The organism is Flavobacterium sp. Arc3 (assembly GCF_041431375.1).
Taxonomy (GTDB): domain Bacteria; phylum Bacteroidota; class Bacteroidia; order Flavobacteriales; family Flavobacteriaceae; genus Flavobacterium.
This window is the reverse complement of record NZ_JASMRI010000019.1, coordinates 12,420-31,891: the sequence shown is the minus strand read 5'-3', so window position 1 is coordinate 31,891 and position 19,472 is coordinate 12,420. Positions and strand designations below refer to the sequence as shown.

16 protein-coding genes are annotated in these 19,472 nt (G+C 33.7%); 8 read left to right on the top strand and 8 right to left on the bottom strand.

Annotated features, from left to right (window positions below; all coding sequences use genetic code 11):
* The first annotated feature begins 4 nt into the window (after window positions 1–4).
* From QO200_RS13775 to QO200_RS13755, 5 genes are all read left to right on the top strand, one after another.
* Window positions 5–565 (top strand): K(+)-transporting ATPase subunit C, encoded by a 561-nt coding sequence (locus QO200_RS13775; protein WP_371541026.1) that lies wholly within the window; start codon window positions 5–7, stop codon window positions 563–565.
* A gap of 66 nt (window positions 566–631) precedes the next feature.
* Window positions 632–1,714, top strand: a complete 1,083-nt coding sequence (locus tag QO200_RS13770) for a porin (protein ID WP_371541025.1) — start codon at window positions 632–634, stop codon at window positions 1,712–1,714.
* Window positions 1,715–1,826: 112 nt separating this feature from the next.
* Window positions 1,827–2,390: a potassium-transporting ATPase subunit C gene (locus QO200_RS13765; RefSeq protein ID WP_371541024.1), complete on the top strand. Its 564-nt coding sequence runs from the start codon at window positions 1,827–1,829 to the stop codon at window positions 2,388–2,390.
* 134 nt (window positions 2,391–2,524) lie between these two features.
* Window positions 2,525–3,652: a histidine kinase gene (locus QO200_RS13760; RefSeq protein ID WP_026707080.1), complete on the top strand. Its 1,128-nt coding sequence runs from the start codon at window positions 2,525–2,527 to the stop codon at window positions 3,650–3,652.
* Window positions 3,652–5,367: an ATP-binding protein gene (locus QO200_RS13755; RefSeq protein WP_371541023.1), complete on the top strand. Its 1,716-nt coding sequence runs from the start codon at window positions 3,652–3,654 to the stop codon at window positions 5,365–5,367. The genes QO200_RS13760 and QO200_RS13755 overlap by 1 nt, the downstream gene beginning before the upstream one ends.
* Before the next feature lie 353 nt (window positions 5,368–5,720).
* On the opposite strand, the gene QO200_RS13750 is transcribed toward QO200_RS13755, so the two are convergent.
* The 5 genes from QO200_RS13750 to mnmE form a co-directional block, all read right to left on the bottom strand.
* The gene (locus QO200_RS13750) at window positions 5,721–6,788 is read right to left on the bottom strand and encodes a DUF932 domain-containing protein (protein ID WP_371541022.1); all 1,068 of its coding nucleotides are present in this window, start codon (window positions 6,786–6,788) and stop codon (window positions 5,721–5,723) included.
* A 68-nt stretch (window positions 6,789–6,856) separates the two neighbouring features.
* Entirely contained in the window at window positions 6,857–7,225 is a 369-nt protein-coding gene (locus QO200_RS13745; protein ID WP_371541021.1) for a single-stranded DNA-binding protein, read from the bottom strand.
* Window positions 7,226–8,003: 778 nt separating this feature from the next.
* Entirely contained in the window at window positions 8,004–9,146 is a 1,143-nt protein-coding gene (locus QO200_RS13740; RefSeq protein WP_371541020.1) for a tyrosine-type recombinase/integrase, read from the bottom strand.
* The gene (locus QO200_RS13735) at window positions 9,143–9,706 is read right to left on the bottom strand and encodes a helix-turn-helix domain-containing protein (RefSeq protein ID WP_371541019.1); all 564 of its coding nucleotides are present in this window, start codon (window positions 9,704–9,706) and stop codon (window positions 9,143–9,145) included. The genes QO200_RS13740 and QO200_RS13735 overlap by 4 nt, the downstream gene beginning before the upstream one ends.
* 232 nt (window positions 9,707–9,938) lie before the next feature.
* The gene (mnmE, locus tag QO200_RS13730) at window positions 9,939–11,339 is read right to left on the bottom strand and encodes a tRNA uridine-5-carboxymethylaminomethyl(34) synthesis GTPase MnmE (RefSeq protein WP_371541018.1); all 1,401 of its coding nucleotides are present in this window, start codon (window positions 11,337–11,339) and stop codon (window positions 9,939–9,941) included.
* Window positions 11,340–11,616: 277 nt separating this feature from the next.
* Between mnmE and QO200_RS13725 the strand changes: the two genes are divergently transcribed.
* The 3 genes from QO200_RS13725 to QO200_RS13715 all read left to right on the top strand — a co-directional run bounded on the left by QO200_RS13725 (window position 11,617) and on the right by QO200_RS13715 (window position 15,359).
* A complete protein-coding gene (locus QO200_RS13725; protein WP_371541017.1) occupies window positions 11,617–12,450 on the top strand; it encodes a universal stress protein in 834 nt (277 codons plus the stop codon).
* Between the two features lie 214 nt (window positions 12,451–12,664).
* The gene (locus QO200_RS13720; protein ID WP_371541016.1) at window positions 12,665–13,501 is read left to right on the top strand and encodes a universal stress protein; all 837 of its coding nucleotides are present in this window, start codon (window positions 12,665–12,667) and stop codon (window positions 13,499–13,501) included.
* Between the two features lie 85 nt (window positions 13,502–13,586).
* On the top strand, window positions 13,587–15,359 hold the full coding sequence (locus tag QO200_RS13715; protein WP_371541015.1) for a DNA mismatch repair protein: 1,773 nt from the start codon (window positions 13,587–13,589) through the stop codon (window positions 15,357–15,359).
* Between the two features lie 422 nt (window positions 15,360–15,781).
* Here the strand turns inward: QO200_RS13715 and dnaN are convergent, their stop codons facing one another.
* The 3 genes from dnaN to gldF all read right to left on the bottom strand — a co-directional run bounded on the left by dnaN (window position 15,782) and on the right by gldF (window position 19,420).
* Window positions 15,782–16,900, bottom strand: a complete 1,119-nt coding sequence (dnaN, locus tag QO200_RS13710) for a DNA polymerase III subunit beta (RefSeq protein ID WP_091093412.1) — start codon at window positions 16,898–16,900, stop codon at window positions 15,782–15,784.
* A gap of 109 nt (window positions 16,901–17,009) precedes the next feature.
* On the bottom strand, window positions 17,010–18,695 hold the full coding sequence (gldG, locus tag QO200_RS13705; protein WP_371541014.1) for a gliding motility-associated ABC transporter substrate-binding protein GldG: 1,686 nt from the start codon (window positions 18,693–18,695) through the stop codon (window positions 17,010–17,012).
* Entirely contained in the window at window positions 18,695–19,420 is a 726-nt protein-coding gene (gene gldF, locus QO200_RS13700) for a gliding motility-associated ABC transporter permease subunit GldF (protein ID WP_371541013.1), read from the bottom strand. The genes gldG and gldF overlap by 1 nt, the downstream gene beginning before the upstream one ends.
* Between the last annotated feature and the right edge of the window lie 52 nt (window positions 19,421–19,472).

The window sequence follows — 19,472 nt, the reverse complement described above, 5'->3', positions numbered from 1 at the left end:
AATTATGAAAAATAATTTAATAATCGGAATCAGAATGACTGTTGTCCTGCTGGTACTTTTCATGGTAATTTATCCCTTATCGGTTTGGGCAGTTGCTCAATTAGCACCCAATAATGGTAAAGGTGAAGTGGTAGTATACAAACAAAACATAGGATACTCCAACATTGGTCAAAATTTTACGGCTGACAAATACTTTTGGGGAAGACCATCTGCTGTAGATTATAACGCCGCTGGCTCAGGAGCTAGTAATAAAGGAGCTTCTAACGAAGAATATTTAGCTGTACTTCAAGGTCGTATTGATACTTTTTTATTAAAGAATCCTACGGTGAAAAAATTAGATATTCCAATTGATTTAGTGACCGCTAGTGCAAGCGGATTAGATCCTAACATATCTGTTGCAAGTGCCGAAGTACAGATTGCGAGAGTTCAAAAAACGAGGAAAATTAGTAGCGAAAAATTAAATTCTTTAATAGATGCAAATACAGAACATCCCTTTCTAGGCATTTTTGGACCTACAAAAGTGAATGTTTTAAAACTAAATATTGCGCTTGACCAACTGAATTAAAATATAGAAAAATCAGGGAGATGAAACGCTGTCTCCCTTTTTTTTAATCAAACTAAATGAATTATAATGAATACTAAAATAGTTACTCTCGCCTTATCACTTGTTTTATCGAGTGCTGCTTTTGCGCAAGAAGAGAAAAAAAATCCGCTGACATTTTCAGGATATGTTGAAACCTACTTTCAATACGATGCCAATAATCCTGAAACGAATACACGTCCAAGCTTTATTTACAGTCACAACCGAAACAATGAGGTCAATTTAAACCTGGGTTTACTAAAAGCCACTTATGATACCGAATTAGTTCGCGCCAATTTGGCTTTAGCAGCTGGTTCTTATATGAATGCAAATTATTCCGCTGAGCCTGGAGTTTTAAAAAATGTTTATGAAGCAAACGTAGGATTCAAAGTTTTAAAAAATCAAAATTTATGGATTACCGCTGGGATTTTACCTTCACATATCGGTTTTGAAAGTGCTGTTGGCGTAGACTGCATTACCTTAACTAGAAGTATAATGGCCGAGAATTCTCCCTATTTTGAGGCTGGAGCCAAAATCACTTATGTTTCTCCAAGTGGCCAATGGGAATTCTCCGGATTGTATTTAAATGGTTGGCAAAGAATTCAGCGCGTAGATGGAAATACCACTCCTGCTTTTGGGCATCAACTAATTTACAAGCCAACAAACAAAATAACCTTAAACAGCAGTTCTTTTATTGGAAATGATAAACCAGACGATGTACGTCAAAGGCGTTATTTTCATGATTTTTACGGACAATTTGAGCTAACAAGTAAAGTGAAATTGATGGCAGGATTCGATTTAGGTTGGGAAGAGAATAGCTCTCAAGGCGATCAATACAACAAATGGTATGGAGCTTCAGCAATGACACAAATTGCGGTAACTGACAAATTAAATTTGGCAGTAAGAGCAGAATATTATCAAGATAAAAAAGGAGTAATTATCGTAACAGGAACTCCAGATGGGTTTGAAACCTATGGTGCATCCGTGAATTCAGATTATAGAATAGGTTCAAATTTAGTTTGGAGAGTAGAAGCGAAGAATTACTCTAGCAAAGACGTTATTTATGTTAAACGAGGAGGAGGAACTGCTAATGAAAGTTTAGTCCTGTCAACATCCTTAGCGGCGAAATTTTAAAACTTGATAATAGCCTTTACTTAATAAAAATGTGTCTACAATCCATTGCAAGAGACTTAAAAATAGAGTCTACAGGGTAATAGACTGTAACATTGTCTTAACCTTAATAATTATGATGAAAACAATAATTTTAAAACGAAGTAATACATTTTTGAGTATTCCATTTTTTGGATTAGCAAGTTTAGTCCTATTTGTGGGATGCCAGAAAAGCAATTCAGATCAATCAATACGAGATCCTAAATCTATTTATAAACTTGAAGTTACTACTCCCACAATAGACAAGCAATTCAGTGCTGATGTTTATTTTTGGAGTACAGCTTTGGGAGAAGAGTTTGATAAAGTAGGGGCAATAGATAGCAGTAAAGTAACACGGCATTCCGAATTGTTTTATCCCATTGCAGTAACAGAAAAACTCGTTTCTGAAAAAAAAATAACGGTGCACAGAAAAGGAAAATCACAATCTATCCTGACCGAATCTAAGTTTATGAGTCCAAACATTACTATAGATTGTGCCAAAAAGCAAGTGGCACGAATCGCAAAAGCTAGAAATATTTCGACAAAAATTATAGATTCTATCATTGTAGACCATACCGAAAAAAGATTAATAACATGTCTAGGGCCGAAAACTATTAACATTGTCATGCTGAATTCCGAATTAGACAAAATAACTAAATAATAGCAGTAGGTTTATTTATAAATCATTTAGTTATCAAAATCTTTGTTAAAGGGAAGTGTACAATCGAGAAGGCCATTCATTACTGAAATATAAAAAGGGTAGAAGCTCAAATCATTTGAAGCATCAAAGCGAATATGGAACAAGAAAGGGAGAATAACGCACAGCATTTTTTGGATTTGATTCAAAAATCCAGGAAAGGAAAGTTTAAAATCTATATTGGAATGAGCGCTGGAGTAGGCAAAACATATAGGATGCTACAAGAAGCTCATACTTTATTAAAAAAAGGGATTGATGTTAAAATAGGTTATATAGAGACACATGCTAGAAAAGAAACTCAGGAATTAATAACTGGTTTGCCTATAATACCAAGGCGAACAATTTTCTATAAAGGTAAAGAACTAGAGGAACTAGATGTTCAAGCTATAATTAATCTGAGGCCAGAGGTCGTAATTGTAGATGAACTAGCACACTCTAATATTCAGGGTAGTAAAAATGAAAAACGGTGGCAGGATGTTTTGGAAGTTTTAGAAGCTGGTATTAACGTTATTTCTGCTGTAAATATTCAACATATAGAGAGTTTAAATACGGTGGTAAAGGAAATTACGGGCGTGGAAGTACAAGAGCGCGTACCTGATAATGTTATAAGTATGGCAGATGAAGTAGTCAATATTGATCTAACCGCAGAGGAATTGATAAACAGATTGAAGGAAGGTAAAATTTATGCAGAAGACAAAATACAAATGGCTTTGACTAATTTTTTTAAATCAGATCAAATTCTTCAATTACGTGAATTAGCACTAAAAGAAGTAGCAAGTCAAGTAGTACGAAAAGTAGAGCATGAAAAGCCTAAAAACACCAATTTTAGACAAGATAAATTATTGGCCTGTATTAGCAGTAATGACAAAACGGCCAAAATTGTGATTAGAAAAACGGCGCGTTTAGCAAGTTATTATAACAGCAAGTGGATGGTTTTGTATGTGCAGACACCGAAAGAGAGTAGTGTTAGAATTCCGCTTGCTAAACAGCGCTATCTCATCAATAATTTAAAATTAGCAACTCAATTAGGCGCCGAAGTAATAAAAAAAGAAAACGGTAAAATTACCGATGCTATTCTCGAAGTAGTAGAGCAAAAACAGATTACAACGGTTTGCATCGGAAAACCACATTTCAATTTATTTAAAGTAATTTTGTCTTCAAGTATATTTAATAAATTATTAAATAAGTTGGCTTCATCAAATGTTGACCTTATAATTTTATCCTAATGAGAATTAAAACTAAATTAAACTTAAGTGTAGGCTTATTATTTTCATTAATAATTTTACTTTCAGTTGTTAGTGTCTATTATATCAATTCGATAAAACAAGATACTCAAAATATCCTTAAAGCCAATTATGATTCTTTAGAGTATTCTAGGAATATGTTAATGGCAATGGAGGACATTGGCGAGAATAATACGGATGCTACTGTGGTTTTTGGTCAAAATTTAGAGTTACAGCTTCGGAATATTACGGAGAAAAACGAAGCTAATATGACCAATAAGCTTAAAATAGCTTTTCAGTCATTAAAAGAGGGCAATGGATCAGTTGGAGCTAAAGCCGAGATGCATGATGTGATTTTACAGATCATGCATCTCAATACCGATGCAATAAAACTAAAAAGTGATATCGCTCAGAAGACCGCTGAAACAGCAAATTTTTATATCATGATACTGGGAACTTTATGTTTCCTGATAGCCTTTAATCTATTAGTAAATTTACCCAATAATATTGCTAATCCTATTAAGGAGTTAACAACAAGTATTCAAGAAATTGCCAACAAAAACTACTCTGAAAGGGTACATTTTTTACAACACAATGAATTTGGAGACTTGGCTCGTTCCTTCAATGTCATGGCCGAAAAGTTACAGGAATACAACAACAGTAATTTGTATAGTTTATCTTTCGAAAAGAAAAGATTAGAAACATTAATTAATAAAATGCATGATCCTATTATAGGATTAGACACGAGCAATAGTATCTTATTCGTTAATGATGAAGCTCTGACTATATTTGGTTTAAAGCAAAGTGAGGTTGTAGGCAAAAATGTAGCCGCTTTGGCTGTAAATAATGATTTAATACGATTGCTAATCACCTTAGAAACTAATGAAAAGATATTACCAATAAAAATATTTGCAGATGATAGAGAAAGCTATTTCGAAAAAGAAGTGGTCGATATTACGATTACGCCAACGGGTGAGGAGAAAGAGATCGCTATTGGAAATGTAATTATCCTGAGAAACGTTACTTTCTTCAAAGAATTAGATTTTGCTAAAACCAACTTTATAGCGACAGTATCACATGAACTAAAAACGCCAATATCCTCTATAAAATTTAGTCTCCAGCTGCTAGAAAAAGAAGCAACTGGAGTAATTAACAAGGAACAAAAGCAACTCTTAGACAGTATAAAAGAGGATAGCCAAAGGCTACTTAAATTAACGGGAGAGCTACTTGATATTTCACAATTAGAAACTGGAAAGATAAATTTGAAAATTGAGAAAACAAGTCCTTATTTAATAGTACATCATGCGGTGGAGGCAGTAAAAATGCAAGCAGAAAATAAACAAATTGAAATTGTTATTGATGAGGAAGAAAATCTACCATTTATAACTGCAGATAGTGAAAAAACGGCTTGGGTCTTAATTAATTTTTTAACCAATGCCATTACTTATTCTAATATAGAGAGTGAAATTGTCGTGCAAATAAGTCAATCAGATAGTCAAGTTGTATTTCAAGTTATCGATACGGGAAAAGGAATTGATTCTCGATACAAGTATAAAGTGTTTGATAAGTATTTTCAAATTCCAGGAAGCAGTAAATCTGGAACAGGTTTGGGATTAGCAATAAGTAAAGAATTCATTGAAGCCCAAGGTGGTAAAATAGCAGTAGAAAGCGAACTAGGTTTAGGGAGTACATTTAGTATAATGATGAATGTAGATTAGTTATTTTAAACTGAATACTATAGTTAAACAGAAGTAAATAATCAAAGTCCAAAAGATTGTCCTAATACTTTAGGTTCAAATAAAAGTTCAACTAAAATAGATAGGATAATGGATATTCTATAATTTAACGCGAACCTTTTTAGGAAAAATAGAAGGAAGCGTTGCGTACTGATTACTTTTTTCTGAAGTGGTTCAACCAACTTCTTCAAAAAGACTTTCCCGACCATTTGGAAGGGAAGGTCTTTTTGAAGTTCAAGATTTCAAGATATGTATTCCGTAAAACTAAAAAACGATACTAATTAAAATAGACGGCCACTATCAAAGTGGGCCGTCTATAGTTTTTAAAAGGATTATTAATTAAAGCAATTCACACCCATTTTTTGAAAATTAGTACAGATTTCAAAAGCTTTTTGAGATTTTAATTGTGCAGTACCACCCAAAATAATGGATTGTAGTTTGGCTTCACTATCCTTATAGCTACGGACATTTTGGTAGTAGCCTGTTACAGCGTTGTACGCTCCAAACAAAGTTCCTTTTGTCGTGTTCATTTGTTGTGAGTCGCTTGTCATAGCATAGGCAAAAGCATCTTCGACGGTGTTTTTAAATACGGTTGATATTTCGTCCTCATTTCCAGCTTTAAGATGTTGTAAGGTTTCTTTGTTAGGGCAAAGTGCGAATTGTATCATTTTTTTAACCTCATGATCTTGCACTTTCACTTTTGCCCAATTATTAAAAATATCCTTTAATTGATTGCTAAATTCATTTGCTAATCCCATTAATTTGTGCGCATTGTCCAAACGTTGTTTAGCTCCCGAAGTATGGCGTATGCGTACTACATTACTCATATTACGTAGAGAAGCGTTGAGTGTATTTTGGCAAACTATTCTAACGGGTGTAAAAGCTGCCGTAATGCTTCCGCTACCATCATGTGAAGTAGTGAGGAAAATATATTTTTCTGTAACATCATCACCATTGCCCACACGAATATAGTCTGGTAATTTAGCCGTAATAAAAATACGTTCTCCATTTCCTAAAGCGCCTGCAGTCTCGTACAAAATCCCATCAGTACCACCTACAATAGCATCAAAGAAACTAAATGCTTCACGATTTTGTACAATGTGATAGTCTTTACCTACGACACCCAAAACAGCATTGTTATCCGTGCGTATAGTAGCAAAATAATTGGGTACGTTGACCTCGTTATTTCCTATCTCTAAATTGTCAGTAGGATCAATTATGTTTGACGCCTTGGTATAAAGCGGACTTTTTATCACTTCATAATCAAGTCCTGCGTGTTTAATTGCTTGCGCGCTTGTTGGATAGTCTGTTACTATTTGACCTAAACCGTGCCAAGCTTTTTGTTGCACGCTAAAAAAGGAATAACGTCCTGTTCTTTCGTTGAAATTTAAATTGTGTGCCATGATATTAAAATTTAAGAGTTAAAAAAATGATTAAATATTTAGTGTTAAAATGGTAGGTCATCTGCAGGCTACTCTATAATGACCTTTGTCTTTTCTTGTTTTATGATAATCTGTGCCTGCTCTATTTTCTTATAACTTCCATGTAATTTAATAGTAGCCGTGTGAAAATTTAAGCTCGATCTTAGTTCTCCGTTATTAGCAGTCCAGGCTCTTGTACTCACTCTCCCTGTTAGCTCTACTAAAGCCCCTTTAAGGAGTATCTTTGCTACATTTGGACTTATCCAGTAGGAGCAATCAAAATAGCTAGTTTGCTCTATGCGTTCGCCTTGCTTATTTCGATAACTATCATTCATAGCTACTGAAAAATTCACCACTTTTTTGTCCTGCGGTGTTGTGTGTACTTCCGCATCCCTTGTCAATCCGCCGATGATATTCATAATTTTTACTTTTTAGATTTATTTTTTAAATTAATTTATTCGGTAATGAAAGGAGGTGCTGTTTTGTTTCACTCTAATTCCAATATAAATAGTATTAAATTTCATTGTTGACATTTTTTTTATTCGTCCAAAGAGCCGGAGTATGCTATGTTTCGTTTCGAGAGCATAAAAGGTTAGTGTTTAGTAAAAACAAGGTTTTGTCAAATAAATACTACCCGAATGGGTGGAGATTTTTTGATAAACCCGTAGGGCTTAACCTTTTTTTTGCGTTAAAAACACTAGAATACCTTTGCTCTTGAAATGGAACAATTTAGCATACTGGTTTTTGAATATTAATAGGCTGGAAGCAAGGTTGTAAAGAGGATTATTTGGGATTATAAAGAAAAAAGTGACTCTTCAAACAAATACTGTGTAATGTTAGGCATCCACTATTTCTCCAAGATAATGCTATGGCTATATAAGCCATGTAAAAGGATCTTGAAAATTATAAGTAGGTAGTGGCTTAAATTTTCAAGATTCTTTTATTGATTATCCGACTAAGCTCTTTTATGCTGAAGCAGAGCGGAAGTATAAATGTGCTTTGAGGATTGGAATTGAGGTTAAATTTAGGGAAGAATAGATTAGACTACTTTAAAATATAATTTTCTTACTTTCAAAAAATCCGTGTAACGAAACTTAAAAAAAATTCGCATAAGCCTTCGACTTTAAAGTGGTTAATAAAGCCACCTTAAAGTAAAAGACTGCAATTCATTTTCTTACTATAATTAAAAACTTTAATTTATTTAAATGAAATTTTATTAGTTGTTTCCCTTTTTTTCTCGTCGATGATTTTCGTATATATCTGCGTGGTTTTTATGTTTTTGTGTCCCAGCATTTTAGATACAGTAAAAATGTCGGTACCTGCCGCCATCTGTAATGTTGCATAGGTATGGCGAAAGCAGTGAAAAGTGATATGTTTCTCAATAGCTGCATCTTTAATCCAAATGGGTATCAAACGGTCAAAATCCCATTTTTTTAAATTTAAAAAGATTTTACCATGCTCCATTCTTTGTTCACCTAAGAATTCAAGCGCTTCCACAGAAATAGGTAGGGTGACTGGCCTATCAGTTTTCTGCTGTTTAAATCTTATATAATACCCTTCTTGTTTGCTGTATTGTACTTCTTCCCATGTAAGTTTTGATATGTCGGAATAGCGCATGCCTGTGAGCAGAGAAAAAAGACTGACACGTTTAACAATTTCTTTTTTACAAGGGGTTTTAAATAACCTTAAAGCTTCTTCCATGGTTAGAAAATTCCTTTGAGACTCTTGTTCCTTTATGCTTTCAATTGCAGCATTGACATCGGTCTGCAGTAATCCTTTTTTGTATGCTTTTCGAAGAGTAGCTTTGATCTTGTTAAAATAGGATAGGGCAGTGTTTTGAGCCAGAAACTGGTTTTTTTTTCTTAGACATTTTGCCTTCAAGATGTACGCCCTAAAGTCCTCAATAATTGTCACGTCAATGTCCTGCATTAATATATCCTCATTTTTTAAAAACATTTCAAAGTGAATAATTGCGTACTTCCAAATATCTGCATTATTGCCAGTCCGGCTTTCTGCCGTATGCTTTAGATAATGTATAAATGATTTTTCACCAACCTCCTTGAGATGAATGCGCTCAAGCTCAAATGGAGTATAGATCTGCTCCTTATTTACTTCATTAAACCTGTTGCCACGAATGATCTCGGCCTTGAACAAGTTCTCGGAATTTAAAGATTTTTCAATAGCACTTTTTGGTTTAGGAACGAGGTATAAACTTAAATACTCTCTACGGTAAAGTTTATGAGTCTTAGGGTTGCATACGGGAGGGAAAAAATCAAGATATAGTGTAATCTTACCACTTGGCAGTTTCCTCTTTCTTAGCGTAACATTTATATTTTTCATCTTCCCACAGCATTAAAAATTATATCAATATCCTGTTTGGCAACACAGGTGAATTTTCCAACGGAATATTTTACTATACCCTGCCGTTGAATCAATAGATAGAGCGCTCCTGAAGAAATATTATACTTCTGTTGAATTTCCGTTATAGTATAGCAATTATCAAAACCAGGAAATTGCTGTCCCGTTTTCAAGGTTACATCCTGTACAGGAATTGCAAAAAAAGCTTCAAGATCGCATCTGCGGATAACAGTTCGTTTGCCAAACTTTGCAATGTCCAGCTGTCCATTGTTAACTAACCTGTAAAGCGTACTTCTGCTGATTCCAAAAAGAACGGTTGCTTGAGTAATTTTTAAAAACTCAAGTGGCTTTATTTTTTCCAAATCTGTGTTTAAAAGCTGAACGATCTCGTTATTGCTTTTTTCTACTTTTCCTTTGCGTACCAGTGATTTATAACCACGGCTGTTGCAAATGTGCGAACAATACCGTGTGCGCGTTGTTCTGGCTGTGAACTGTTTTTTGCAGTGCTCACAAATTCTGATAACCTCAATGTTAGAACTCATAATGTGACTGATTTTGTGTCCCATTGTGTCTATGTGTGTCTCTATGTGTCATCATTTCGCCAAAAAAAAATCCAATACGGAAAATTATTTTCGTGGTACAATAATGGTACAAAAAGGAACAAACTATCTGCAAATAAAGCTAAATAAACAGAAAGAAGAATCCCAGTTAAAATGCCGTTTTATGACATTTTAACTGGGATTCTTTGTTTTATTTTATGATGTTTTGTGAAATCTATTTTCCGATACAGAAATTAGCAAATATATTCCCCAATAATTCATCGTTCGTTACCTGGCCCGTAATCGTTCCAAAATGGTACAAGGCTTCCTTGATATCGATGGCCATTAAATCGCTTGGTAAATTGGTTTCCAGTCCGTATTTTACTTTAGTTATTTCCTCCAACGCTTTTAGCAGGGAGTCGTAATGTCTTGTATTAGTTACAATCGTTTCGTTATTTCTTAATGCTCCAGTATTTACAAAGGACAGTAATTGATTCTTTAATTCTTCGACACCAATATTTTCTTTGGCACTTAAGAAAATTAGTTTAATGTTTAATGTTTCAAGTTCTTGGCGAATGCTTGTAATTTCTTGATCTGTTAGTAAATCCAATTTATTGATAACAACAACCAAAGGTTTTAAAGGAAATTGATTCTTTATTTTCTCAATTTCTATGATGTATTCAGAACTTTGAACTTTAAATTTTAAACTTTCAAAGAGATAAAGAACAACCTGTGACTGTTCGATTTTTTCGAAGGTTTTACGAATACCGATGCTTTCTACCACATCTTGCGTTTCACGAATTCCCGCCGTATCAATAAATCGAAATCCGATTCCGCCAATGACTAATTCGTCTTCAATTGTATCACGGGTTGTTCCAGCAATTTCCGAAACGATGGCGCGTTCTTCATTCAATAAAGCATTCAATAAAGTCGATTTTCCCACATTGGGTTCACCCACAATGGCGACGGGAATCCCATTTTTGATTACGTTTCCTACTGCAAAGGAATCGATAAGTCGTTTGAGTACAAACTCGATTCGGTTCAGTAATTCATGAAACTGGGTACGATCTGCAAATTCCACATCTTCCTCGGCAAAGTCAAGTTCGAGTTCGATAAGCGAAGCAAAATTCAATAGTTCTTCCCGCAACTTGGCTATTTCATTAGAGAAACCACCACGCATTTGCTGCATGGCAATTTGGTGAGAGGCTTCATTATCTGACGAAATCAAATCAGCTACGGCTTCGGCTTGTGATAAATCGAGTTTTCCGTTTAAGAAAGCCCTAAGCGTAAATTCACCAGGATCAGCCATACGGCAACCTTTACGCAGTAATAGCTGTATAATCTGCTGTTGGATATAGGTAGAACCGTGACAAGATATTTCAATTGTATTTTCGCCGGTATAAGAGTTGGGCCCTTTAAAAAGAGACACTAATACTTCGTCCAGTGTTTTCTGGTCGTCCATAATGTGCCCCAGATGTAGAGTATGTGTTTTTTGCTTGGTTAAATCTTTGTCTTTAATGGATTTAAAAACATTATTACCAATAGTAATTGCTTCAGCGCCTGAAATTCTGATCACTGCAATAGCTCCAGCTCCAGAAGGGGTCGCTAAGGCTACTATCGAATCGTTGTATAACATAATTGTATTGTATAAGTTGCAAAGGTACTAAATCTAGTTAAGTATCTATTTATTTAAGGAACCGCGTTTTTGCTATTAAAATCGAATGTTTTTAGCCACGAATTCTCAAGAATAAATTAGCACTTCGAATAAAATATTTGGTCACATATTTTATTTTTTTTTGAGAAAAATTAAAAGTAAATGCCTTGATTTAAGGGTTGTTGCGGTATGTATCTGAGTTTTATTCCGTAATTTTATGATTGTACTTGTTGCCATTTTCAATTTAAACTTATAAAATATGAAACGTATTCTATTTCCAACCGATTTTTCTGAAGCTGCCACTAATGCTTTTGTTCACGCCTTAGCATTTGCAAAAATAATTCAAGGGGAACTTATTGTATTGCATTCTTACCCGTTACTACCTATTGATCAGCAATTTTTTCCTGAAAACTTTGCGATGGTTTATGATACTGTTGCGTTAACGGAGTTTGATATGTTTAAAGAGGAAATACCAAAACTTCGTGCGATCGCAGAAGCTTGTAATTTAGACAATATAAAAATGACGCATCGTTTAATGGAAGGCGAATTAATTGATAATATCAAAGAGGTTGTTGATGCTGATAAAATTGATTATGTAGTTATGGGTACCTCTGGGGTAACAGATTGGGATGCGGTTTTTGTAGGTTCTAATTCAGGAGATGTTATTATTAGGATAGCGGTTCCTGTGTTATGTATACCATTGGAAGCAAAATATAAAGCAATTAAAACAATTGGTTTTACAACACGTTATCGAGCCAAAGATAAAATAGCAATTAAAACAGTTTTAAGTTTCGCTAAAAATATAAATGCGGATGTAAAGTGTCTCTATGTAAAAACCAGTGATTCTGATGTTTCAAAAGAAACAATTGAGGAATGGAAAATTGAATTTAAGGATCATCCTATCGAATTTGTAGTTTTAGAAAGCGAGGAAATTAATACGGCGGTTTTAGATTTTATTGCTAGTAAAAATGTGGATGTGTTGACTATGTTAATCTATAAAAGAGGTTTTTTTAAAGGGCTTTTTCAGCCTAGTTATACAAAAAAGTCACATCCTGAATTTCATATCCCAATTTTAGCCATTCAAATTGATTAAAGATATAGGCGTAGTTAGGCAATGATTTCGGTTTTAAAATAGTAGATACCTTCGTAACGGTGAACTTATTGATAGTATAAACATAAAAAAAAAGCGGTCTAAATTATATAGAAATTTATTTGTTAAAATAAATGAAACTCACTGATATTTATCATATTATAATTGTATTTTTAAGTATAAATTTGATTATTGTATAACTTTTAAACTATTAAAAATGAAACGTATATTATTCCCAACCGATTTTTCAGACGCCGCCACAAATGCATTTCTTCATGCGCTGGAATTTGCAAAAATAGTACAGGGCGAATTGGTGTTACTACACACCTTTGACTTGCCAGTATTTGACAATCAGTTTTTTCCTGAAAATTATATGGTTATCTATGAATCAGTAGAGTTATCACAATTTGAAATGTTTAAAGAAGAAATTCCAAAGCTTCGTGCTATAGCAGAACAGCACAATTTAGATAAAATTAGAATGACCCATCGTCTTATGGATGGAAATTTAATTTATAATATTAACAAATCGATCAAAGACGATAAAATTGATTATGTCGTTATGGGTACTGATGGTGCTTCTGGATGGTCTGAGTTTTTTTCTGGGACAAATACAGGTAACGTTTTAGGAGATGTTGATGTGCCAATGCTTTGTATTCCTGTTGATGCCAAATTTAAAAAAACAAAAACGATAGGTTTTACTACACGTTTTAGAACTAAAGATAAAAAAGCGCTTAAAAACACTTTGAAATTGGCAAAATTGGCCAATGCAGTTGTAAAATGCCTTTATGTGAAAACCAGTAAATCAGATGTTGATAAAGAGATAGTTAAGAAATGGGAACAGGATTTTGAGAATGAACCTATTGAATTTTTTATAATAAACAGCGATGAAGTTAAAGAGACTATTTTAGACTTTATCTTGTACCAAGAAATTGACATATTGACAATGGTGACCTATAAAAGATCGTTTTTTAAAGATTTGTTCCATTCTAGTCTAACTAAGAAATTTGCTAATAATTTTGATATTCCTATTTTGGCAATTCCTATGGAAGAGTAAATCTTTGACCTTGCTATATTGTTTCTTATTCTAATAGTATATTTATTACTGTACACCTATATTTGTATTTCAATTTAATCGAAATATGGAATCATACAGTACAAGGAGTAAAAGCTATTCGCAGGAATTAAGCAAAATCAATAAAAAATACAATACAATCAGTTTATTTAGACTGTTGTCTATTGTTCTTTTTTTAGGATCTCTTTATTTTTACATAAAAAACAGCGAAATTATTTTTATAGTTTCAGCTGTTTTCTTTTTTGCAGGCTTTATAGTTTTAATGCGCATTCATTCCAAGTTGCTTTTCGAAAAAAAGATAAACTCGGCTCTAGTAGAAATTAATGAAAATGAAATTTCGTATCTAGAGAAAAAGGCCATTCCATTTGAAAACGGACAGGAGTTTAATGATTTTCATCATCCTTACGCGTATGATCTGGATATTTTTGGAGAGCATTCGTTATTTCAAAACTTAAATAGAACAGCCACTTTTATAGGAAAGAAAAAGTTAGCAAATCAACTACTTACTTTATCGCCAAATGAAGAAATTATAAGAAATCAAACGGCTGTAAAAGAGCTTTCGGAAAAGTTAGATTGGCGTCAGAATTTCTTGGCGTTAGCCAAAATAAGCCTGGATTCTAAAGCTAGTTATGAAGGATTAATGAAATGGAGTAAATTTGAAAGTGCACCATTATCTAAAGGTGCAATTGTACTTTCTTACCTTACGCCACTATTATTTCTGGGAATTCTTGCTTCGTATATAATTACTAATGAGACTTTTTTACTTTCGTACCTGTCTTATGCGTTTATATTGAATTTAGTAATCATGGGTGCTTTTTTTAAACGCATCCAAATAGAAATTGCTAATGCCGAAGATATCGATAAGGTAATCAGTCAATATGGTTTATTGCTTAAAAAAATAGAAGAGGAGTCTTTTCATTCTGAGAAGTTGGTAGATTTACAACAGAAACTGAAATTTAAAACAGAAAATGCAAGTCTTCATCTTAAAAAATTATCCGAGTTGTTTTCTAATATGGATACTATTGGGAATTTATTGACGGCTTCTTTGTTCAACGGAACCTTTCTTTTTAATCTTCATGTGTTAAAAAAATTACTGAACTGGAAAAAAGAGCATGCTGCGGCAATGGAAGAATGGATGGATGTAATAGGCGAATTCGAAATGCTGAATAGCCTGGCTAATTTTGCTTATAACAATACTGAGTTTGTATACCCTACGTTAAACACTGAATTTAAAATCGACTTCTCAGACCTGAGCCATCCTTTATTGAATGCCAAAACTAGAGTGGGGAACGAGGTACGTTTTCATCCTCAATCTTTTATGATCTTGACCGGTTCTAATATGTCAGGTAAAAGTACTTTTCTACGTAGTTTGGGAATAAACATGGTTTTATCAGGAATGGGATCAGTAGTTTGTGCTAATGAAGCTAACGTGCATCCTTTGCCTGTGTTAGTTTCGATGCGTTTGTCTGATTCCTTGTCTGATAGTGAATCTTATTTTTTTGCCGAAATAAAGCGCTTAAAACAGATTATGGATGAATTAGAAGGTAATGCTGCTTTTGTATTATTGGATGAAATCCTCAGAGGAACTAATTCTGATGATAAAAGAAACGGAACTATAGAAGTTGTTAAGAAAGTAATTGCTCATAAAGCGATTGGTGCGATTGCAACCCATGATATCGAAGTTTGCCTGACCACAAATGAATATCCAGATATTCTTACTAACAAATGCTTTGAAGTCGAAATTGTAAATGATGAATTGCATTTTGATTACAAACTTCGTGACGGTATCTGTAGAAATAAAAGTGCTACGTTCCTGATGAAAAAAATGGGGGTGATCTAGCAAGTGTAAGAAAGGTATTAAATTAGTGTTACCACGAATTCACTAAATCTATTTTTTGATTAATTCCTTTTCTCCTATACATAGAAACAACTATTTAAGTAATTGAGGTAGCTCAAATTATTAGTAATGGCATCACCTTCATGCTGGTGATTAAACTCAAAGAATAGAGAAAAATAATTAGGGAATTCGTGGCAAAAAGAATGATGTAGTAAAACCCAAAAAAATCTATCAAGCATCTTGCACTCTCCAGATAGCTATTGGGACGGAGGGAGGATAAACAAAAAAAAACCGCATATCCTGGTTAGGAAATAGCGGTTTTTTTAAATATAAAAAATGGTTTGGTTAATAGCGTAATCGTTTCACAATGATAGGTATTATATTTGAATCTTAAAAATTAAATACAACAAAATCACAATTTATTGTTAACTATTCAGCATTACCGGCATAACCAGCATCGTTACAGTTTCACCTTCTTCTAATCCGTCAACAGGAGTAAGAATTCCAGCTCTGTTAGGTAATGACATTTCAAGCATGATCATATCTGATTGAAGATTTGTCAACATTTCAGTAAGAAAACGAGAGTTATATCCTATTTGCATATCGTCTCCTTGATAATCACAAGTCAATCTTTCCTCTGCTTTGTTAGAGTAATCAATATCTTCAGCCGAAACATTCAATTCAGCACCTGCAATTTTTAAACGAATTTGGTGTGTTGTTTTATTAGAGAAAATAGCAACACGACGTACTGAACTCAAAAATTGAGAACGGTCAATCATTAATTTATTTGGATTCTCTTTTGGAATAACCGCTTCATAGTTTGGATATTTTCCATCTATTAAACGACACATTAAAATATAATTATCAAAAGAAAAAGTAGCATTAGAATCGTTGTATTCAATTTTTACTTCAGCATCTGAAGTAGAAAGAATATTTTTTAGGATAGTTAAAGGTTTCTTTGGCATGATAAAATCAGCTACTTGAGATGCTTTTACATCTGTACGTGCATATTTTACCAATTTGTGTGCATCAGTTGCAACAAAGGTTAAACCTTCTGGAGAGAACTGAAAAAATACACCAGACATTACTGGTCGTAAATCATCATTACCAGCAGCAAAGATAGTTTTACTTATGGCTGTTGCCAATACATCAGCAGGAACTAAAGTTACAGAAGGCTCTTCTAGATTAACAGATTTTGGAAATTCATCACCTGGAGCATATGCCAATGCATATTTACCAGAGTTTGAACTAATTTCTATCGTGCTGTTTTCTTCAACAGTAAAAGTTAAAGGTTGCTCTGGAAAAGTTTTAAGGATCTCCAATAGCAGTTTTGCAGGTACTGCAACACTTCCTTTACTCGTGGAATCAATAGCTAAATTAGCAGACATGGTTGTCTCTAAATCACTTGCCGAAACCGTTAATTCGTTATTGTCTAATTCAAATAGGAAGTTGTCCAAAATGGGCAAAGTATTGCTACTATTGATAACATTACCTAAAACCTGTAATTGTTTTAATAAGTACGAACTCGATACTATAAATTTCATCTGTTTTATTTTATTTTTTTTGGTATCTATTTTAGTTTGATTTTAAAATACAATACATTTTACAAATATATCGTAAACTATTCTAGTATTGAAACTTTTTTATTAACATCTATCGAGCGTATTTTCTTTTTCTGAGGTACGTAAATAAAGCGCCAAATAACACTAAGATTAGGAGTGGCAGCCCGATAGTTATGACTTGCGTCTTGGTATAGTTTTCAAAAACTTTTTCTTTGTCTAATAAAGGTAAATCAAGATCCTTGCTTCGAATGTTAATAAGTCCAGTATCGTCTAAAAGATAATTGACACAATTTAGCAAGAAATCCTTATTGTCGTATAAATTTCCGGAACGTTGATCATATCCCAGTTCTACCGGTTGAAAGTTTTTATCTAGTTGGTTTTTTATCAAGTCTCCATCAGAAATTACAATCATTTTATTCTTCTTTCCTAAGACTTCAAACGTAGTTTGTTCAAAAGGCAAAACCCTATTTTCAAACATAGAATGAAAGGATCCTTCGAGTAACACGGCAAGCGGAATATTTCCAGTTTTAATATAATGATTCGGGCTTGTTTCTTCGGCAACAATATCTAAATTTATTTCTACTGGAGCTCCTATTTTTTTAGAATATTGAGATGATTTTAGCAAAATGGTTTTCTTAATTCCGTTTTTCAACGTATCAATTGGATTTGCAAAATCAAATTTAATTCCGCCTAAATTTTTCACGATAGGATGTGTGCTTTCTGGATAAACCAATGGAGCAAATTTCCAGTTGAATTCTTGGTATTGGGTTGCGCTTCCTTGTTCGCCTGTCGCTAATTTTATTGGACTTCCTTGTTCGTCTTTGACGATATCTGGGTTAATACGGAAACCGTATTTAAAGAACATATCGTTCAAATTCAGATCCCTGGGGAAAGCTAATGTTGATCCTGATTCATTGTAAAGACTGTCCATCTCGATATTTACCTGATCTACTAACCAAAGTGTTTTTCCTCCGTTAATAATGAATTGGTCTAAGACCTGTTTTTCGGCATCAGAGAACATTTCGGTAGGTTTAACTATAATTGCTAAATCGTATTTTTCTAATGCGTTTAAACTGCCTGTAGGGTCTTTTGCAACCGAATCTAACGTAAAAGGGCCTATGTGATAACTTTCTCTTATTTGCAACAAGAATTTGGCCATCAATACATCCTGAAGCTCACCGTTACCTTTGATTACGGCAACCGTTTTTTGCTTGGCTGTTGTAATTTTATGTAAGGCATCCGAAATTGAATATTCGAGATGTTGCACGGAACCAATTACTTTTTCAGTAGTAGAAGCCCCCATTCTATTTTTTAATAATGGAATATTTACTTCTTTGTTTTGGTAAACTGCGATAGCCCATGGAAAAACCATTGCTTGCGATTGTTTTCCTTTGTCATCAACGGTTATGTTTATAGGTGTTAATCCCTTTCTATACAACTCTTTGATGTTATCCATACTGCTGTCTTCGTTTTCCAATGGATTGATGAATTCGAAAACTATATTTTTGTTATATGCTTGATATTCCTCCAATAGCTGCTGTGTTTCTTGCTGTAGTCTTTTAAACTCAGCTGGCAAGTCCCCTTGTAGGTATATTTTGATGTACAACGGTTCTTTTACTTCCTCAATTATTTTCAAAGAAGTATTAGAAAGAGTGTATCTTTTATCCTTTGTTAAATCAAAACGATGAAAAAACTGGCTCCCAATACTATTTACAATCAGCAAAATTGCGATTGTAATTAATACCGATTTCAGGTTGCTTTTTTTAATTGGTACCATTACAATTTAAAAGATTTAAGTTTATAAACAGTCAACGAAAGAAACAACACCGTTATACTGATAAAATAGAGCACGTCTCTGGTGTCGATTACGCCACGTCCCATACTTTTAAAGTGATCTTGCATTCCAAAAGCGGAGATTAATGTCGAGAAAGAAGAGCTAAGTGAGGCAATACCTTCAAAACCAAAATAGAAAAAGAAACATAAGAATACAGATACTATAAAAGCCACAATTTGATTATCGGATAGGGTAGAAGTAAAAACACCAATGGAAGAATACGCACTAATAAGGAACAAGAGACCTACATAAGATCCAATGGTACTGCCCATGTCGAGATTTCCCTCCGGCATTCCCAAACTAGAGATTACTTCGACATAAATGAACGTTGGAATAATAGCCATTACTATTAGCAATACTGCGCCAAGAAATTTTCCGTTCACAATTTGCCACTGGCTCAAGGGTTTTGTTAAAAGCAATTCAAGAGTTCCTTGCTTTTTCTCATCCGAAAAACTGCGCATGGTTACGGCAGGAATTAGGAAAATTAAAATCCAGGGTGCTAAAGTGAAAAAGGGAGTCATATCAGCAAAACCGGTATTCAGAATGTTGTAGTCACCGTCAAAGACCCAAAGAAATAATCCGTTGAGAATAAGAAAAAGAGCAATGACTAAATAACCTATTGGCGAACCAAAAAAGGATTTAATTTCTCGTAATAATATGGCTTTCATTTAAATTTTTTGTTTAAAGTTTCAGGTTTCCGGTTTCAAGTTTAAAGTTGAG